The sequence below is a fragment of the Azonexus sp. genome (genome assembly GCF_030824335.1).
Lineage (GTDB): Bacteria > Pseudomonadota > Gammaproteobacteria > Burkholderiales > Rhodocyclaceae > Azonexus.
Genome location: NZ_JAVBXX010000007.1, coordinates 257,624 through 273,707, shown reverse-complemented (window position 1 = coordinate 273,707; position 16,084 = coordinate 257,624). Strand labels below are relative to the sequence as shown.

15 protein-coding genes are annotated in these 16,084 nt (G+C 60.3%); 8 read left to right on the top strand and 7 right to left on the bottom strand.

The window, feature by feature from the left end:
* Nucleotides 1-66 precede the first annotated feature (66 nt).
* From RCI20_RS05145 to RCI20_RS05135, 3 genes are read left to right on the top strand one after another with little or no spacing between them, the layout of a single operon-like run.
* A complete protein-coding gene (locus RCI20_RS05145; RefSeq protein WP_306603491.1) occupies nt 67-1,683 on the top strand; it encodes a DUF4118 domain-containing protein in 1,617 nt (538 codons plus the stop codon).
* A gap of 20 nt (nt 1,684-1,703) precedes the next feature.
* Complete coding sequence (kdpE, locus tag RCI20_RS05140) at nt 1,704-2,381, top strand: two-component system response regulator KdpE (RefSeq protein ID WP_306603490.1); 678 nt, start codon at nt 1,704-1,706, stop codon at nt 2,379-2,381.
* A 14-nt stretch (nt 2,382-2,395) separates the two neighbouring features.
* Nucleotides 2,396-3,850 (top strand): TrkH family potassium uptake protein, encoded by a 1,455-nt coding sequence (locus RCI20_RS05135; RefSeq protein WP_306603489.1) that lies wholly within the window; start codon nt 2,396-2,398, stop codon nt 3,848-3,850.
* 83 nt (nt 3,851-3,933) lie between these two features.
* Here the strand turns inward: RCI20_RS05135 and RCI20_RS05130 are convergent, their stop codons facing one another.
* The gene (locus tag RCI20_RS05130) at nt 3,934-5,811 is read right to left on the bottom strand and encodes a SurA N-terminal domain-containing protein (protein WP_306603488.1); all 1,878 of its coding nucleotides are present in this window, start codon (nt 5,809-5,811) and stop codon (nt 3,934-3,936) included.
* A gap of 78 nt (nt 5,812-5,889) precedes the next feature.
* Nucleotides 5,890-7,326, bottom strand: coding sequence for a PLP-dependent aminotransferase family protein (locus RCI20_RS05125; protein ID WP_306603487.1), 1,437 nt, complete (start codon nt 7,324-7,326; stop codon nt 5,890-5,892).
* A 147-nt stretch (nt 7,327-7,473) separates the two neighbouring features.
* Here RCI20_RS05125 and RCI20_RS05120 point away from each other — a divergent pair, with 147 nt between their 5' ends.
* The 3 genes from RCI20_RS05120 (at nt 7,474) to RCI20_RS05110 (ending at nt 8,559) form a co-directional block, all read left to right on the top strand.
* Complete coding sequence (locus tag RCI20_RS05120) at nt 7,474-7,806, top strand: DUF2917 domain-containing protein (protein WP_306603486.1); 333 nt, start codon at nt 7,474-7,476, stop codon at nt 7,804-7,806.
* A gap of 209 nt (nt 7,807-8,015) precedes the next feature.
* Complete coding sequence (locus RCI20_RS05115) at nt 8,016-8,300, top strand: DUF6156 family protein (RefSeq protein ID WP_306603485.1); 285 nt, start codon at nt 8,016-8,018, stop codon at nt 8,298-8,300.
* 40 nt (nt 8,301-8,340) lie between these two features.
* Nucleotides 8,341-8,559, top strand: coding sequence for a Nif11-like leader peptide family natural product precursor (locus tag RCI20_RS05110; RefSeq protein ID WP_306603484.1), 219 nt, complete (start codon nt 8,341-8,343; stop codon nt 8,557-8,559).
* A 76-nt stretch (nt 8,560-8,635) separates the two neighbouring features.
* Here the strand turns inward: RCI20_RS05110 and RCI20_RS05105 are convergent, their stop codons facing one another.
* Nucleotides 8,636-9,985: a malonyl-CoA decarboxylase gene (locus RCI20_RS05105; RefSeq protein WP_306603483.1), complete on the bottom strand. Its 1,350-nt coding sequence runs from the start codon at nt 9,983-9,985 to the stop codon at nt 8,636-8,638.
* A 47-nt stretch (nt 9,986-10,032) separates the two neighbouring features.
* Entirely contained in the window at nt 10,033-10,728 is a 696-nt protein-coding gene (locus RCI20_RS05100; protein WP_306603482.1) for a c-type cytochrome, read from the bottom strand.
* A gap of 204 nt (nt 10,729-10,932) precedes the next feature.
* Between RCI20_RS05100 and RCI20_RS05095 the strand changes: the two genes are divergently transcribed.
* Together RCI20_RS05095 and RCI20_RS05090 are read left to right on the top strand one after the other, a co-directional pair.
* Complete coding sequence (locus RCI20_RS05095; protein WP_306603481.1) at nt 10,933-11,394, top strand: PaaI family thioesterase; 462 nt, start codon at nt 10,933-10,935, stop codon at nt 11,392-11,394.
* A gap of 96 nt (nt 11,395-11,490) precedes the next feature.
* A complete protein-coding gene (locus RCI20_RS05090; protein WP_306603480.1) occupies nt 11,491-12,459 on the top strand; it encodes a DUF533 domain-containing protein in 969 nt (322 codons plus the stop codon).
* A gap of 9 nt (nt 12,460-12,468) precedes the next feature.
* Here the strand turns inward: RCI20_RS05090 and RCI20_RS05085 are convergent, their stop codons facing one another.
* The 3 genes from RCI20_RS05085 to RCI20_RS05075 are packed head-to-tail and all read right to left on the bottom strand — an operon-like array spanning nt 12,469 to nt 16,074.
* Nucleotides 12,469-13,602 (bottom strand): ribonucleotide-diphosphate reductase subunit beta, encoded by a 1,134-nt coding sequence (locus RCI20_RS05085; RefSeq protein WP_306603479.1) that lies wholly within the window; start codon nt 13,600-13,602, stop codon nt 12,469-12,471.
* A gap of 15 nt (nt 13,603-13,617) precedes the next feature.
* Complete coding sequence (locus RCI20_RS05080) at nt 13,618-14,421, bottom strand: ABC transporter substrate-binding protein (RefSeq protein ID WP_306603478.1); 804 nt, start codon at nt 14,419-14,421, stop codon at nt 13,618-13,620.
* A gap of 27 nt (nt 14,422-14,448) precedes the next feature.
* Nucleotides 14,449-16,074: an adenosylcobinamide amidohydrolase gene (locus tag RCI20_RS05075; RefSeq protein ID WP_306603477.1), complete on the bottom strand. Its 1,626-nt coding sequence runs from the start codon at nt 16,072-16,074 to the stop codon at nt 14,449-14,451.
* Nucleotides 16,075-16,084 lie beyond the last annotated feature (10 nt).

Here is a 16,084-nt window from a genome sequence, read left to right as displayed (position 1 = left end):
CTATTTTTATCTTCGGCTTGCCACAATGCGCAGCAATAATGCATTGCACCCCACCGGAGCCGGGCGATGAACAGGGAAAAGCTGGAAAGCAGGAAAGCGCTGGATAGCGAAGATCGTTACACGCTCGGCCAGCGGTTAATCCTCGCCGTACTGGCGTGCGCCGGCACGACGCTCCTCGCGGCACCGCTGCGCGGCGTGCTCGACTTGGCCAACATGGTCATGCTTTTCCTGCTCACCGTGTTGCTGGTTGCCGTCAGTCTCGGACGTCAGGCCGCCATCCTCGCCTCATTGCTCAGCGTCGTCCTGTTCGATGTGTTCTTCGTGCCCCCCCATTTTTCGCTGGCCGTCAGCAATCTGCAGTACCTGATCACCTTTGTGGTGATGCTCGCCACAGCCTTGATCACAACCCACCTCGCGGCGGGTCTGAAGCAGAAGGCACGGGAAGCTGAAATTCGCGAAGAGCGGACGCATGCGCTTTATCAAACCGCCGGCCAACTGGCCGGGGCACTCGCCATTGAACAGGTCGCCGGAATTGCCAATGCTTTTGTGCACCACCAGTTCGGTATGGCCGCCCATCTGATGCTCTGCGATGACACGTCTGCCACAGGCGAATTACCCGTTGAATTGCCCATCAAGTCGGCCCAAACCATCCATGAAGCAGTCCTGCGAACTGATCCGGTATTGGTTGAACGGGCGAGAGCGTCGCGCCGCACCATCGAAGACCAGGCCGGGCGAGCGGCCTATGCCACTTTGTACCTGCCGCTCTGCGCGCCGATGCGAGTGCGCGGCGTCCTCGCCCTGGCGCTGCCTGAAGCTGCTCGCAAGCCGGAAAATATTGCTTTGCTGGAGGCGCTGGCTGCGCTGATTGCCATCGCGGTCGAACGCCTGCATTACGTCGACGTGGCCCAGCGCACCCAGCTCGACATGGTCACCGAACGCCTGCGCAGTTCCATCCTGTCCGCGCTGTCGCATGACCTGAGAACGCCATTGACGGCGCTCGGCGGGCTGGCCGAATCCCTCTTCCTGATCAAGCCGCCCTTGCCGCAAGTCGCGCTGGATACGGCCCAGGCCATGCACGAACAAGCACTGCGTCTGGCCGGGCTGGTCGGCAACCTGCTCGACATGGCGCGCCTGAATGCCGGCCGGATCAGCCTGCGCCGCGAATGGCAGCCACTGGAAGAAGTCATCGGCTCCAGTATCAAATTGCTGGGCGCGGCGCTGGCTGAGCATCCCGTGCGCGTCGCCCTGCCCGACGACCTGCCTTTACTCGAATTCGATGCCGTGCTGATCGAACGGGTTTTTTGCAACTTGCTCGACAATGCCGCCAAGTACGCGCCAGCCGGTAGCCCGGTGCTGATTACTGCCCGCCAGGCCGGGGATTTTGTCGAAATCGACGTCTGCGACAGTGGCCAGGGATTTGCCGAACACGAGCAGGAGATTATTTTCGATCTATTCGTGCGCGGGGATGCTACAACAGCCGGTCTATCCGCCAGAAAATCAGCCAAGCCCGCTGGTAGCGGCATCGGCCTGGCGATCTGCCGCAGTATCGTCGAAGCCCATGGCGGCACGATACAAGTCGCAAAAACAGCCCCCCCCCCAAATCCGTCGGCCGGACACGGAGCCTGCCTCCGTTTCACCTTGCCTGCCGGCACTCCGCCAGAACTTGAGGCCGAAATTCAATGATTCCGGAAACCCCCACGGAAATGCCCGTTGTCCTGTTGGTCGAGGATGAAAAGACCATCCGACGTTTTGTCAAAGCCGCCGTCGAGGAAGAAGGCTGCCGGGTCGTCGAAACCGATAGCGTCGCTGGCGGGCTGAGTGAAGCCGGCGCCCGGAAAACCGATCTGGCGATCGTCGATCTCGGCCTGCCAGATGGTGACGGGATCGACCTGATCCGCAATCTGCGCACCTGGTCGGACATGCCGGTACTGATTCTTTCCGCCCGCCTGCAGGAAGCCGACAAGATCGCAGCGCTCGATGCCGGTGCCGACGATTACCTGACCAAGCCCTTCGGCGTCGGCGAATTGCGCGCCCGCGTCCGCGCCCTGCTGCGCCGCCGGCAACGCAGCGGCGACGACAACCCCTTGATCGAATTCGGCAATATTGCGGTCGACCTGTCGCGCCGGCAAGTTTTGCGCAATGGTCAGGAGGTTCACCTGACACCCATCGAATACCGCCTGCTCAGCCTGCTGATCAGTCAGCCCGGCAAGGTCATGACGCAACGCACCCTGCTGCGCGAAGTCTGGGGACCGTCTTATGTCGATAGCAGCCACTACCTGCGCGTCTATGTCGGCCACCTGCGACAAAAACTCGAAAACGATCCGACGCAACCGGTGTATTTCCTGACGGAAACCGGCGTCGGCTACCGCTTCCAGAATTAACCAGAATAATTACCATGAATCGTTTCTCTCCCGTTTTTCGGGCGCTTGGCATGATCATCATGCTGTTCGGGCTGACCATGCTGGTGCCGCTGACCCTGTCTTACGTGGTCGACGATGGTGCCCAGACTATTTATGACGAAGTCTTTGTTCTGACCATGCTATGCGGGCTTTGGTTGTGGTATCGCTTCCGGCATACCCAGCGCGAACTCAACGTACGCGATGGCTTCCTGATGGTCGTCCTGGTATGGACCGTGCTGCCCATGTTTGCTGCGCTACCGTTCATGCTGTATCTGGGAGCCAGTCCGACCGATGCCTATTTCGAAGCCATGTCGGGCCTGACCACGACTGGTTCCACCGTATTTTCCGGACTGGACCAGTTGCCCATGTCGATCAATCTATGGCGCCACCAGCTGGTCTGGGTCGGCGGCATGGGCCTGATCGTGCTGGCCATCGCCATCCTGCCCTTGCTGGGCATCGGTGGTCGACAGATGTTCAAGGCGGAAACCCCCGGCCCGATGAAGGACACCAAGATGACGCCGCGCATCGCCGAAACGGCAAAAGGCCTGTGGCTCGTTTATGTTCTGGTATCGGCGGCCTGCATCGTCAGCTACCAGCAAGCCGGGATGAACTGGTTCGACGCCTTTTGTCACGGATTCTCGACCATGGGTCTGGGCGGTTTTTCAACGCACGATGCCAGTTTCGGCTATTTCGATTCGCCGGCTATCGAAATGGTTGCGATCATTTTCATGCTGATCGCCGGGATGAATTTCGGCACGCTTTTCCTGACCATCAACCAACGCTCCATACGGCCCTATATCGATGACCCGGAAGCTCGCTGGTTCCTCGCCATCTGCCTCGGTTCGGTATTCGTTATCGCCATTTTCATCTGGCGCAACGATGTTTACGATGAGTTCGGCACAGCCTTGCGGCACGCTACGTTCAATGTCATATCGATCGCCACAACCACCGGTTATGCCAGCGTCGACTATGCGCTCTGGCCGATCTTTGCCCCACTCTGGATGCTGTTTCTCAGCAGTTTTGTCACCAGTGCAGGATCGACCGGCGGCGGCATCAAGATGGTGCGCGCGCTACTACTCTACAAGCAGGTATATCGCGAAATCGTGCTGGCCATCCATCCGCGCGCGGTATACAACGTGCGCATCGGTGGCCAGACGGCCCCGGTATCGATTCTGTTCGCCGTGCTGGCTTTTGGCTTCATGTACATGGTCAGCATCGTCTCGCTGACTTTGCTGATGGCCTTCAGCGGCCTGGAGATAACCACGGCCTTTACCGCCGTCGTCGCCAGCGTCAATAATACCGGCCCCGGACTCGGCCAGGTCGGCCCATCGACCACCTACGAAGTGCTCAGCGATTTCCAGACCTGGATTTGCATCTTCGGCATGCTGCTCGGCCGACTGGAAATTTTCACCTTGCTCGTCGTCCTGACGCCGGCCTTTTGGCGGCGATAATTTTCCCGGCGATAAAAAAGCGGACCCGAGGGCCCGCTTGCGGTCGAAGCAGTCGAAGCAGTCGAAAGACTGGTTATCGCGGCTTATTTGTCGCCACTTTCCAGTGCCTTCTGATTGATTTCCACCTTGTAGCGGCTACGCAGAGCGCTCAGGTACATCTGTACCTCTTCCTGCGCAGCCAGCGAACTCAACTGACCGAGCAGCCCCTGGCGACGGACATCATCCAGCTTTTCACCGGCACTGACCTTGTTCAGGCGATAGAGGACATACGCGCTACCCGGCAATTCGACACCGGCGTAGGCCGGCAGTTTGCTCGAATCGATACGGAACACGGCCTGCGCAGCCGACGGCGGCAACTGCCGAGCATCCATGCGCGACACCCGCTTGGCGGCGCCCCAGGCCAGTTTATCCTCGCCGGATTTCAAACCGGCCAGACGAGCTTCGCCATCGGCCTTGGCCAGTTTCAGGGCTTCCTGACGACTGAGCATTTGCTCGATGTTGCCCTTCAGGCTGTCGAAAGCTTGCAGGGCTGCCGGCTTGTATTCAACGATACGGGCTGAAACCAGCGTATTCGGTGCAATTTCCACCGCTTCGGTATTGCGCTTGCTCTTCACCGAATCATCGGAGAACAAGGCTGCCAGCAGCTTGGGATTGGCCAGCGGGCCGTTGGCCGGATTGGCCTGACGCCCCAGCCATGCACTTTGCTGAACCTTGAGCTTGAACTGTTCGGCAGCCGGTTTCAGGCTATCGGACTGCTCGTACACCACATTGCTGAAAGCTTCAGCAGCTTCGGCAAATTTGCGCGAGGCGGCGGCCGTTTTCAACTCGGCTTCGATGTCGCCACGGACATCGGCCAGCGGCTTTTCCTTGGCGGCACGAATACTGAGCAGCTTGATGATGTGGAAACCGAAATCCGACTCAACCACGTCGGAGATCTCCCCTTCATTCAGGCTGTAAGCCTTGTCCTCAAACGGCTTGACCATCATGCCGCGACCGAAGAAACCCAGATCGCCACCCTGAGCGGCAGAACCGGGGTCATTGGAGTGCTTTTTCGCCAGATCGGCGAAGGCTGCCGGCGTTTTCCGGATTTCCTGCAGCACTTCTTCGGCCTTGGCCCGGGCCTTGTCCTTACCGAGCTTTTCCGAAGCAATCAGGATATGGCTGGCCCGGCGCTCTTCGGGTTGCTGGTAACGATCCTTGTGGCCGTCATACCAGGCCTTGATTTCCTCTTCGCTGACCTTGATCGCCAGGCTGTCCATCGACAGAACAATAAACTCGGCACGGGCCTGATCCGGCGTTTCAAACTGTTTGGCGTTGTCATCGTAGAACTTCCGTGCGGCACCATCGGCCAGCTTGACCTTGCCCAGGTAATCTTCAATCGACAGACGGACTTCCTGTACCTCGCGCTGCTCGGTCTGCAGCGCCAGAATGCGCTCACCCACCGTGCGCGGCAGCATGCCGGTCTGGCCAATCGTGCCGGCCAGTTGCTGCAAGGTCATGTCTTGACGAATTTGCGCTTCGAAACCGGCCGGTGACATGCCTTGGGCACGCAGCAGGGATTCGTAACGCTCATTTGAGAAACGACCATCCTGCTGGAAGGCTTCTATCGAACCGATGGTCCGGCGAACCGCATCATCCGTCGCGAACAGGCGACGTTTCGACGCTTCCAGAGCCAGGAGCCGCTGATCGATCAGGTTGTCGAGAATGGCCTTGCGGAAAACCGGCGTGTCGATCGCCTTGGGATCGATCTGTCCCAACTGGCTGCGCAGGCGTTCCTGCTGCTCGCGCATGGCTTGCTGAAAATCCTGCTGGGTGACGGAGATGTCACCCACCTTGGCTACATCGGCCCCCATGCCGCCACTATTGACGTAGGAATCAAGACCGAAAAAGGCGAAAGGAAGGGCGATCAGCACCAGAAATACCTGGACGATCTTCTTGTTGTTGCGGACTGCGTCGAACATGAGCAGAAAATCCTTCGAATACGTTCAGAGAGGCAAGGCAAACCTTGCCCAAAAAGGGTGCAATGATACCGTACTTGGTCATCCCCCGCCCGCTTCGCCTCCGCCGAAAATCAATCCAAGACGACGTATCGCATCGTCGATTTCCGGCGTGTGGGGATTGCCGCAATTCAGGCGCAGACAATTGCGATACATGCCGCTGGCCGAGAAAAGCTCACCCGGCACATAGGACAGGCGTTCGCGCAGGGCTGCGGCATGCATGGCCGTGGTATCGACTCCCTCGGGAAGTTCGACCCACAGCACGTAACCAGCCTGCGGCTGGGCGATCCGGGTGGCCGGTGGAAAATAGCGGGCAACCGCCGCCTGCATGGCTTTTACCTGGGACTGGTAGTGGCGGCGCAGATTGCGCAAATGACGGTCCACGGCGCCAGACTCAAGATATTCCGCCAGGACGATCTGGGTCAGTGGGTTGGTGCCGCCGCTGGTAATCGTTTTCTGCAATGCAATGGCGGCGCGGTAACGTCCGGCGGCGACAAAGCCAACACGCAGCGATGGCGATAGACACTTCGAAAATGAGGCACAAAGCATGACGTTGCCGCTGGTATCGAAAGCCTTGAGCGGCCAGGGCCGTTCGTTACCAAGGAACAAATCGCCATAGATATCATCCTCGATGACTGGAATGCCCCGTGTTGCGGTCAACGCGACCAGACGGCGCTTTTTCTCGTCGCTCATCACGCTGCCCAATGGGTTGCTACCGTTGGCGACCAACAGGCAAGCCGCCACACCACCGTTGCGGGTAGCCAGTTCAAGCGCTTCGACCGACATCCCGGTCTGCGGATCGCAGGGAATTTCCAGCGCTTTCAAGCCCAGCATTTCCAGTAACTGCAACATCAGGTAATAAGCTGGCGACTCGACTGCCACCGTATCGCCCGGCCGGGTCACGGCACGCAGACACAGGCTCAGTGCTTCGGTACAGGCATTGACGATGACGAACTCTTCTGCTGCCAGCGGTCCGCCCCAGGCGAGTGAACGGCGTACCAACTGCCGGACCAGGGCGGGCTGGTCCATGTGCACATGGCTACCGGCTTCGAGCAAGCGCGGATGACGCCGCGCCACGCCAGCATAAAGCCGGTGCAAGGCCGCGATCGGTAACAGTTCGTTGGCTGGCAAGGCGGCCGATAAAGGGGCGACCCCAGGGCGGGCGCCAGCCTGCAATACATGGACCAGACGCTGGGAAATGTCGACCGGCATTGGTGCATCCGGTGTCGGACGTGCCTGTGGCTGTGAGCGTGGCGCAAGCGTCTGGCAGACAAAATAACCGGATTGCGGTCGGGCTTCGACCAGGCCGCGTTCTTCAAGCTGGCGCAAAGCCTGGACCACGGTCGATACCGACAGGCGCCGCTCTTGGGCCAAGCGCCTGACCGACGGCAATCGGTCCCCATGCGTCAACACACCATCGCCAATCAGGGCAGCCAATTCACCGGCCAGCTTTTCGTAACGCAGCAATTCTTCGGACATGGACTCACCGATACAGTTGTCATTCAAAGCGAGCAATACAGTTTTGAATACAGCAAACTGTAATGGTCACAATTTTGTTTCCGTGTGACTGTATCAGTATTTTCCCCACCCCTAAACTGTGCAGGCGATATGAAAGGAGAAAGAAACATGAAAATCGATCTGCGCGATGGTGAGCTCTACCTGCGGGAAAACACCCCGCTTCGTCTGTCGGATGCGTCGGGTATTGCCGTACGCTGTACCCAAGGTAGTCTGTGGCTGACGATTACCGGTGAAACCGGCGACATTTTTCTGATCCCCGGTGAAAGCCATCGAATTCGCAGCGCTGGCCGCGTCGTCATTGAAAGCATCGGCGGTGATGCCCGTGTGCGTTTTGAGCCCGACACCGTCGAACACATTGCCCGAATACTCGCCGCACTGAGCCGCAAGTTGCGCCATGCCATGGCGAAGATCAACCTCCCTTCGGGCCGACTAAGCGCCTGATCCGCCAATGCCGGGGCCAATCGCCCCGGTTTTCGCCCCCGGAAAATCAGTCACCAGACCTGTTGCAACATCGTGCAGCCAAGCGGCGAATACGCTTTGGCCCTGGAATTGCTTTGCTCTGAAGAACGAGGGGAAATCACCTGCTTTGTTGTCGACAACGCGACAAGCTAGACGCATGCCTCCCGTTTATCCAACAAATCAACGAGGCCATGATGTCAGCGCTTATTGAAGATTGCCGCCATTTCACCAGTTATAGCGGCATCAAGTTACCCCTCAAGCTGGTCGGCGAACTGGACGAAGCCGACATGCGCAATCGCAACACCTATTTTCGCGGCACTTACGACCCTGCCGGCCAGTTGGTCTGCTGCGAAAAGATCGTCTACGGCGAAACCGAGTTCCGCCATCGCTACAGCTACCACCCGGATGGTCGTCTGGCCCAGGCCGAGATCGACGATGGCAGCGGCGAACCACAGATCATTGATTACCCCGCCTGAATCCTTTTTTTTACAACAACGTTGACCAGGAGAACTACCGATGTCGATCGTCCCCATCAAGGCTTTTTCCGATAAAGCCAGAACCGACTCCGCACTTGGGGAGCAGTTGCGTGCTTGCCAGAAAATCAAGGAACTGCGTGCATTGGCTCAGGAACACGGATTCGAGATCGATGAAAACTCACTCTACCCGCCCAACGAGCCGCAATTTACCGAAGAGCAATTGTCTGAACGCCTGGTCAAGGCGCTGCTGCGCGTCTGAAGCGTAATGCAGCCAATGATTCGGGCCGGCTTGTCCGGCCCGAATCATTATTGCTGTTTTTTCCGCGCGCTATTCACTAGGCCCGGGCCAGGCGTCGAATTGCCGAGGACATGGCAATACGCCCGCTGCCCGTAAAGGCTTCAAGATTGCTTTCAATCTCGTCGAGTTCGTAACGGTAATTGACCATCAAGCCGAACGACTGGGCAAATCCCTTGGCTGATGTGTCGGCCAGATAATTCAGGTGCTCGACCCGGGCACCGTTGCCAAGATGGAAGCGCGACACCGGATCATAAGGCGGGCCGCTATCCTGATTGTTGTCCTGGCTAGCCTTCTGCCCGCCCCGCTTGGCCGATGCCAGATAACGCGCCGCCAGACGCGTCAAAGGATCGCGCAAGCGACGCGCCTGTTCGCGCTCGGCCGCCCATTCTCCGGTCGACAACTGTTCCAGCGTCAAATCCACGCCCACCTCGGCCAAGACCTGCGGATTGCGCTTCACCCAACTGGCCAGTGCCGGAATCGGCGACAGCGTGGCGAATTTGTCCAGTTTGGGAAAATCTCGCTTCAGATCATCAATGACACGCTTGAGCAGGAAATTACCGAAGGACACGCCGCGCAAGCCAAGCTGCGTACTGGAAATGGAATAAAAAATTGCCGTGTCGGCTTTGCGATGATCGAAGACCGGGGCGTTCTCATCGAGCAATTCCTGAACATTGCCGGCCAGATGGTCGGTCAGTGCGACTTCGACAAAAATCAAGGGTTCGGCCGGCATGCGCGGATGAAAGAAAGCATAAAGCCGGCGGTCAGCGTCAAGACGGTTTTTCAGGTCGGTCCACGACTGGATTTCATGTACCGCCTCATATTCGATCAACTTCTCCAGCAAAGCCGCCGGCGAATGCCAGGTCAAGCGTTGCAATTCGAGAAAACCGACGTCGAACCAGGCGCTGAGACGCGACTCCAGTTCCCGGTCAAGCACCGCCAGTTCGCGGTCGTTTTCCAGGTAGCGCAGCAAGTCGGCCCGCAGGTCGACGAGAAACTTCACGCCCTGCGGAATGGCGTTGAACTGGGTCATGATGCGAATGCGCGACGAGCGCATGGCGGTGCGCAAGGCGGCTTCCGCCTTCCATTGTCCCGGCGTACCGACGGCAGCTTGATACTCGGCATGCGCTGCCGCTACCTTAGCCGGGTCCGGGCCGAATTCCAGCGCGATCAGCTTGAGAAATTGCTGGCGCCCGGCATCGTCGAGCGCCAGATAGGTTTCGGCCAGGCGTGCAGCCCGTGTTCGGGCCGAAACTTCGCCACCCTGGCCCGCCGCACATTCGTGCAATTGTCCCCGCAAGCGCTCCAGACCCTTGGCCGTCAGCGACGAACGCCGCGCTTCCGGCCCAATCAATGAACGTAATTTACTGACCAGACTGCCGTTTCCCATCGCAAGCTCCTCCTTAAACGGCATTGTGCCCGAGAAGCCCGGCGCCGTCAGTCCCCCGCCGACACAGGCTTGGCCGTCGATTCGTCCGGATTCTGCAGGGTCGTCAGGTAAGCCAGGATGTTCTGGACATCGTCGGCTGACAGTTCATAAAGAATGCCTTCCGCTGCTGTTTCTTCCTCATGTGGCCGTTCGGCCCGCAAATACGCATCGATCTGTTTTTTCAGGTAATTGGAATATTGCCCGGCAATCATCGGGAACATCCCGCGCCCTTTACCCAGTTTGCCATGACAAGTCGCGCAATTTTCCTGGTAAACCTTGCCACCCGCTTCAACATTGCCCTCGGCACGAGGAACAATCATGACTTTTTCGACCATTTTCAGGCGGGTCAGCGCATCCTCGTCGCCGCGAAAAGTCGGCATCCTGGTCGGTAACTCGATACCAGCCAGCCACTCGGCGAGTAGTTTCATGTCTTCATCCGGCAACTCGCGTTCCTTGGTGTAAGGGAACATCGGCAAGTTCAGGCGGTGCTGGCTCTGAAAGTTTTTTAGTTGCTCCATCGTGTAACGGGCATGCTGACCGGCAATCCGCGGGTATTCCCCTTTCTTGCCGCCCTCGCCGAACTGACCATGACAGGCCGCACAAGGACCATAAACCTCCTTCGCTTTCTCAACATCCAGCGCTGTCGCGGCCAGTGGTGTTGCCAGCATCGCCAGACTGAACAACAAGTGACTGATTTTAAGCATGAATCCCCCTTGAGCTTTGCCCGGATTATATCGACGGGGTATCGATCAAGTGATTGATTTCCATCAAGAATGCCCAGTTGAAGGCAGTTGACCGCAACAATCGCCAAACGACTGGCGGGTTTTGCATGCAGGCTGGCGGCTTGGACAATCGCCGAATCGCCCTGCCCCCTCTATGATCGCCGGCACAACATAAAGGAGACTCAAATGACCGCATTTCAGGATTTCTACCCCGACAACGTCGCCCACTGCTATGGCTGCGGCCGGCTGAACGGCCATGGCCATCAGATCCGGACGCATTGGGAAGGCGATGAAAGTGTCACCCGCTATACGCCACGCCCCGAGCACACCGCCATTCCCGGCTTTGTCTATGGCGGCCTGCTGGCTTCGCTGATCGACTGCCACTGTACCGGCACTGCGGCCGCGGCGATGTACCGTGCCGAGAATCGGCCGATGGACAGTGAACCGGCCTTTCGTTTCGTCACCGGATCGCTGCATGTGGATTACCTGAAACCGACACCGCTCGGCCCGGAACTGGAAATCCGTGGCAAGGTGAAGGAAATTCGCGGCCGCAAGGTCATCGTCGAAGCCACCGTTTACGCTGAAGGCGTCGCCACGGCGCGCGGCGAGGTCGTTGCCGTGCAGATGCCGGAGAGCTTTACCCGCTGAAGCCGCAGAACTGCAACACACCGTTACATCAAGCCCCTGTAAAAACCGGGGGCCTGACGGCACAATGGCGCGATCTCAATTCGCGGAAACATGACCATGACGCCTGAAAATGCCATCCTGACCATCAGCCTCCTTGCCGCTTTCGCCGACGGCAGCAACGACGACCGGGAACGCGAACACATCCGTCGTTTCGCTGAATCGATGGGGACCGAAGCCCCGGATTTACCGAAGCTGTATCAGGATGTCCTGTTCAAGCGCGTCAAACTGGGCGATGCAGTTCAGGCGCTCAGTGAACTCGGCCAGCGCCAGTTTGCCTATGAAATGGCCGTTTGTGTCTGCGATGCAGATGGCGTGCAAAGCGCCAGCGAACAGCGTTTCCTGGCTGAATTGAAAACCCTGCTCACCCTTGATGGCGATACCGAGAGCCAGGCTTTTGCCACGCAGGCCGATACCCTGGCCGCCGCTGCGGCAACGGCCGGGATTGCCAGCGCAGCATCCAGCCCCCCCACCGCGCAAGCCCCTGTCGCCGCACAAGCGAACATCAGCGATGCCGAACTCGACAAGTCCATCCTCAACCATGCCATCCTCAACGGCGCGCTGGAATTGCTGCCGCAGTCGTGGGCTTCAGTCGCCATCATCCCGCTGCAGATCAAGATGGTTTACCGCATCGGCAAAGCCTATGGCAACGAACTCGACAAAGGGCACATCAAGGAGTTTCTGGCCACCGTCGGCGTCGGACTGACCTCGCAATACCTCGAACAATTCGGCCGCAAGCTGCTTGGCGGCCTGCTCGGAAAAATGGCCGGAAAAACTGCTGGCAAGCTTGGGCAGGCGGCAACCGGCATGGCCTTTTCATTTGCCACGACCTACGCGCTGGGCCAAGTCGCCAAACGCTACTACGCTGGTGGCCGCCAGATGAGCACGCAATTGCTGCAGGACAGTTTCCAGGGGCTGCTCGGCCCGGCCAAGCAGATGCAGAGCCAGTATCTGCCGCAGATCCAGCAGCGCGCCCAGACGCTGGACGCAAGCGAGATCATGAACATGGTGCGGGGCAACGGGCTCTGACATCACCGATCAATCCCAGGCCAGCGCCCCGCCCGTCTGGTACTCGGTGACGCGCGTCTCGAAGAAGTTCTTCTCCTTGCGCAGATTGGCCTGTTCGTCGAGCCAGGGCAGGACGTTCTCGGCGCTCGGGAAAGGTTCCTCGACACCGACCTGTCTGGCCCGCCGGTTGGCGACAAAGCGGAATTGCTGGACGTGCAGTTCGGCGTTGTAGCCGAGAATCGGTTCGCGCAGGATGTAACCGGCGTAGGCGCGCTCGGCGGCTTCGGCTTCGTCCCACAGTTCGCGCAGCGCCTGCGGGTCGAGCGTCAGGTTTTCTTCCTTGAGCAGTTCGCGGACGACGCGGATGCCGAAGGCGCAGTGCAGCACTTCATCGCGCATGATGTACTGCAACTGCTCGGCGGCGCCTTTCATCAGGCCGCGCCGCTGCAGCGCGAAGATCGGCGTGAAGCCGTTGTAGAACCAACAGCCCTCGAAGATCACCGCGAAGAAGAAGTAGGACAGCGCGAATTCATGCAGGTTGGCACGGTTTTCCAGATCGAAATCGGCGCGCATGACGCGCTCCAGCCGGCGGTTGGCGAGTGCGATCTTGCCGTGGATTTCGGGTACCACGCGGTAGCGGTTGTAGATTTCCTGCTGGTCGAGGCCGATGCTTTCGATGCAGTGCTGGTAGGTCCAGGTGTGCAAGGCTTCCTCATAAACCTGGCGGGCTTGGTAGATCTGCAGTTCGGGCGCAGTCATCTTCTCCATCACCGCCAGGCCGATGTTGCGCATGGCCAGGATGTCGGAGGTGGTGAGATACGCCAGCACATTCTCGAAAACGTGGCGCTCGGCCGGGCTGAGTTTGTGGTGATAGTCGTGCACGTCCTGCGCCATGCCGATTTCCAGCGGCGTCCAGTGGTTGCGGTTGGCTTTGAGGAAAAACTCCCAGGCCCACGGGTATTTGAACGGCGCCAGCTGGTTGATGTCGGCCTTGCCGTTGACGATGCGCTTGTCGGCGGCATTGATCGGCGGCAACGCTGGCGTCGCGGGAATGTTGCGGTCAACCCCGGTTTTTGGCGTTTTTCCACTATCGAGCGCAGGCATAGTGGCGGCGCTTTCCTGGGCCGGTGTTTCCCAGTCGTCGAAACGGTAAGCTGCATTCATGCTCTTCTCCTTGGTTCAGGCGCCGAATTCGGCAATCATCTGGCGCAGTTCCTCGAGCCCCTTGAGAAAACCCGGACCGGGGTGAGTGAAGTGTTCACCGGTCAGTGGCAGGATCGGGACGCCGGGCTGGGCAATCGCCGGGTTGCAACTCTCCGAGCGGCGGTCCTGCAAGGCAAAGAGCAGGTCCGGCCGACGTTCGGCAATCCACGCGGCAACGTCGCCATCCGGCTGCTCGGGACGGAAATTGCGGATGTTTTCGTGGTCGGCGACGACCACGAAGCCGGCGGCGGTAAACAGTTCGAACAGCGTCGTCCCCCGACCAAAGGAATACGGCGCATTGCTGCACGCCGACAGGATCAGGATACGACGCTGTCGACTGTCGACACGAGCGGCGGCGGCACGCCAGTCCCCTGCAAACGCCGTGACACGCTTTTCGATGTCGCCGACAGCGCTTGTGCGCCCGATCTCGCGCAGCATGCTTTCGACCCCGGCCATCCCCTTGAAACCACCAACTCGCAGCGCCACAGCACCTGACGGTGTGACCAGCGCTGCCGTATCGGCCGAGGTCCATTCGGAATAGATGACGACATCTGGCTCGAGGTCACCAATCGCTACCGGGTCCGGATCGATTACGCCGCCAGTGCGCGCCAGCGGCAGCGGGTCGTAGCGACTGACGCCGACGATACAGTCGCCACGACCCAGCCACTCCAGCGTCCGAGTGATATAGGGCGACTGGCTGACGATGCGCGGACAATCGGCAGCCTGGGCCAGCGTGCTGAGCAGCAGCGTGCAAACGGCCAGGAAGTGACGGAGTTTCATGAGTTTCTATCCTGTTTGACGAAAAGATCAGGGACGGACTTCACGGAAGCGCTGACGGCGATCCCAGTCCACGTAAAAAATGCCACCGGCCGGCGCGCTGAAGCTGAACAGCCGTTGGCCATCGACCGACACGGCGCTGACGCCGGTCGAGAAATCGAGTTCGGGTTCCTTGCCGCCGCGATTGACGGCGATCAGCGGCAGGCCGGTTTCCCGGCTGCGCTGTTCCCAGACGTCGCCCGGGCCCATGCCGTCGACCGGCGGCCAGTTGGCCGGCGACAGCAGGATCTGCGCACCGCGTCCGGCGAGCTGGGCGGCGGTGTCGGGGCGCCAGGCGTCGGCGCAGATCAGCGTGCCGACCTGGATGCCATCGACGGTAAACGGCTTGCCGTCGCCGCCGGCCACCGACCACGCCTCGGCACGGCCGACCGGGCGCTGCTTGCGATAGCTGCCGAGAATATTGCCGGCGCGGTCGATGGCAGCGACGCTGTTGTGCAGCGTGCCGCTGCCCTTCTCGCGTTCGGCGAAGCCGACGAAGAGCGCGATACCGTTGTCGCGGGCGATCGCCGCCAGCGTGTGCATCCAGGCATCGGGGAAAGGCGCGATCCAGCCGGTGCCGACGTGCTTCACAAAGTTGTAGCCGGTTTCGGCCAGCTCCGGCGTCACTACCCAGTCGGCGCCCTGGCGTGCCGCGGCGCGGATGCCGGCTTCGATGCGGGCGCGGTTGCCGGCGATGTCGCCGGGCACCGGATCGAGATGGAGCAAGGCGATGCGCAGGTCGCCATCGGCCTTGGCCGGGCCGCCGCCGGCATCGGGGAAGCGTTTGGCACCGGGCAGGAAATAGCCGTTCTGCTTGCCCAGCGCCTCGATCACCGCGGCGTGGGTGGCCTTGCCGATCAGCTCGCCGATGCGGCTGTGGCCGCCGGTGTAGCTGGCGCGCGGGGCCGCCGTGCCGGAAACGACGATGATGCTGTCGGTGCCGGTGCCGGTCGCCTGCACGCCCGGCGTGTAGGTGCTTTCCACCTTGAGGTCTGCGAGCGCCGTCGTCTTGCCTTCGGTGACGGTGATCAGCGCGCGGGCCAATGCCGCGTCGCTGAGTTCGATGTTGGTCAGCACCAGGATGTTGATGGTGCCGGCCGGCTTGTTGTCCTCGTCCCAGCCTTCGATATGGCTGCCGCTGTCGACGCCGGTGCGGATCGCATTGCTGCGAGCGCCGGCGGTGGCCAGCACGGTCACCGTCAGCGGCCCATGGCTGCGCGTGACGACCGCCAGGTTGTCCATGTCGGCAGCCGTCGCCATCTGCGCCACCGCCGCGTGGGCGACGCCCAGCCGCTCGGCCAGCGCATCGCGTACGCCCTCGCTGTAGGCCTTGCCGGCGGCGCCGAGCTTGACCCAGAGCAGCGGATGCCCGGCGTGGTTGATCGCGGCGCGGGCGTCGACCAGGCCATCGCTGGTCGACAGCGCGCGGCGCGGCGTCGGGAATCGGACCAGCAGCGTCTTCTCCCAGAAGCCGTCGCGCTCGCCGTAGAGGAGTTCAGCACTCGCCGTCACCGCTTCGGGCAGAAGCGGCACGGCGGGTCTTTCGGCCAGCACGGGCAGGGCCAGCAACAGGCAGGCAGCCTGGGCGAGGTAACGGAGCAATCTGGATTTCATCATCGGATTCCGG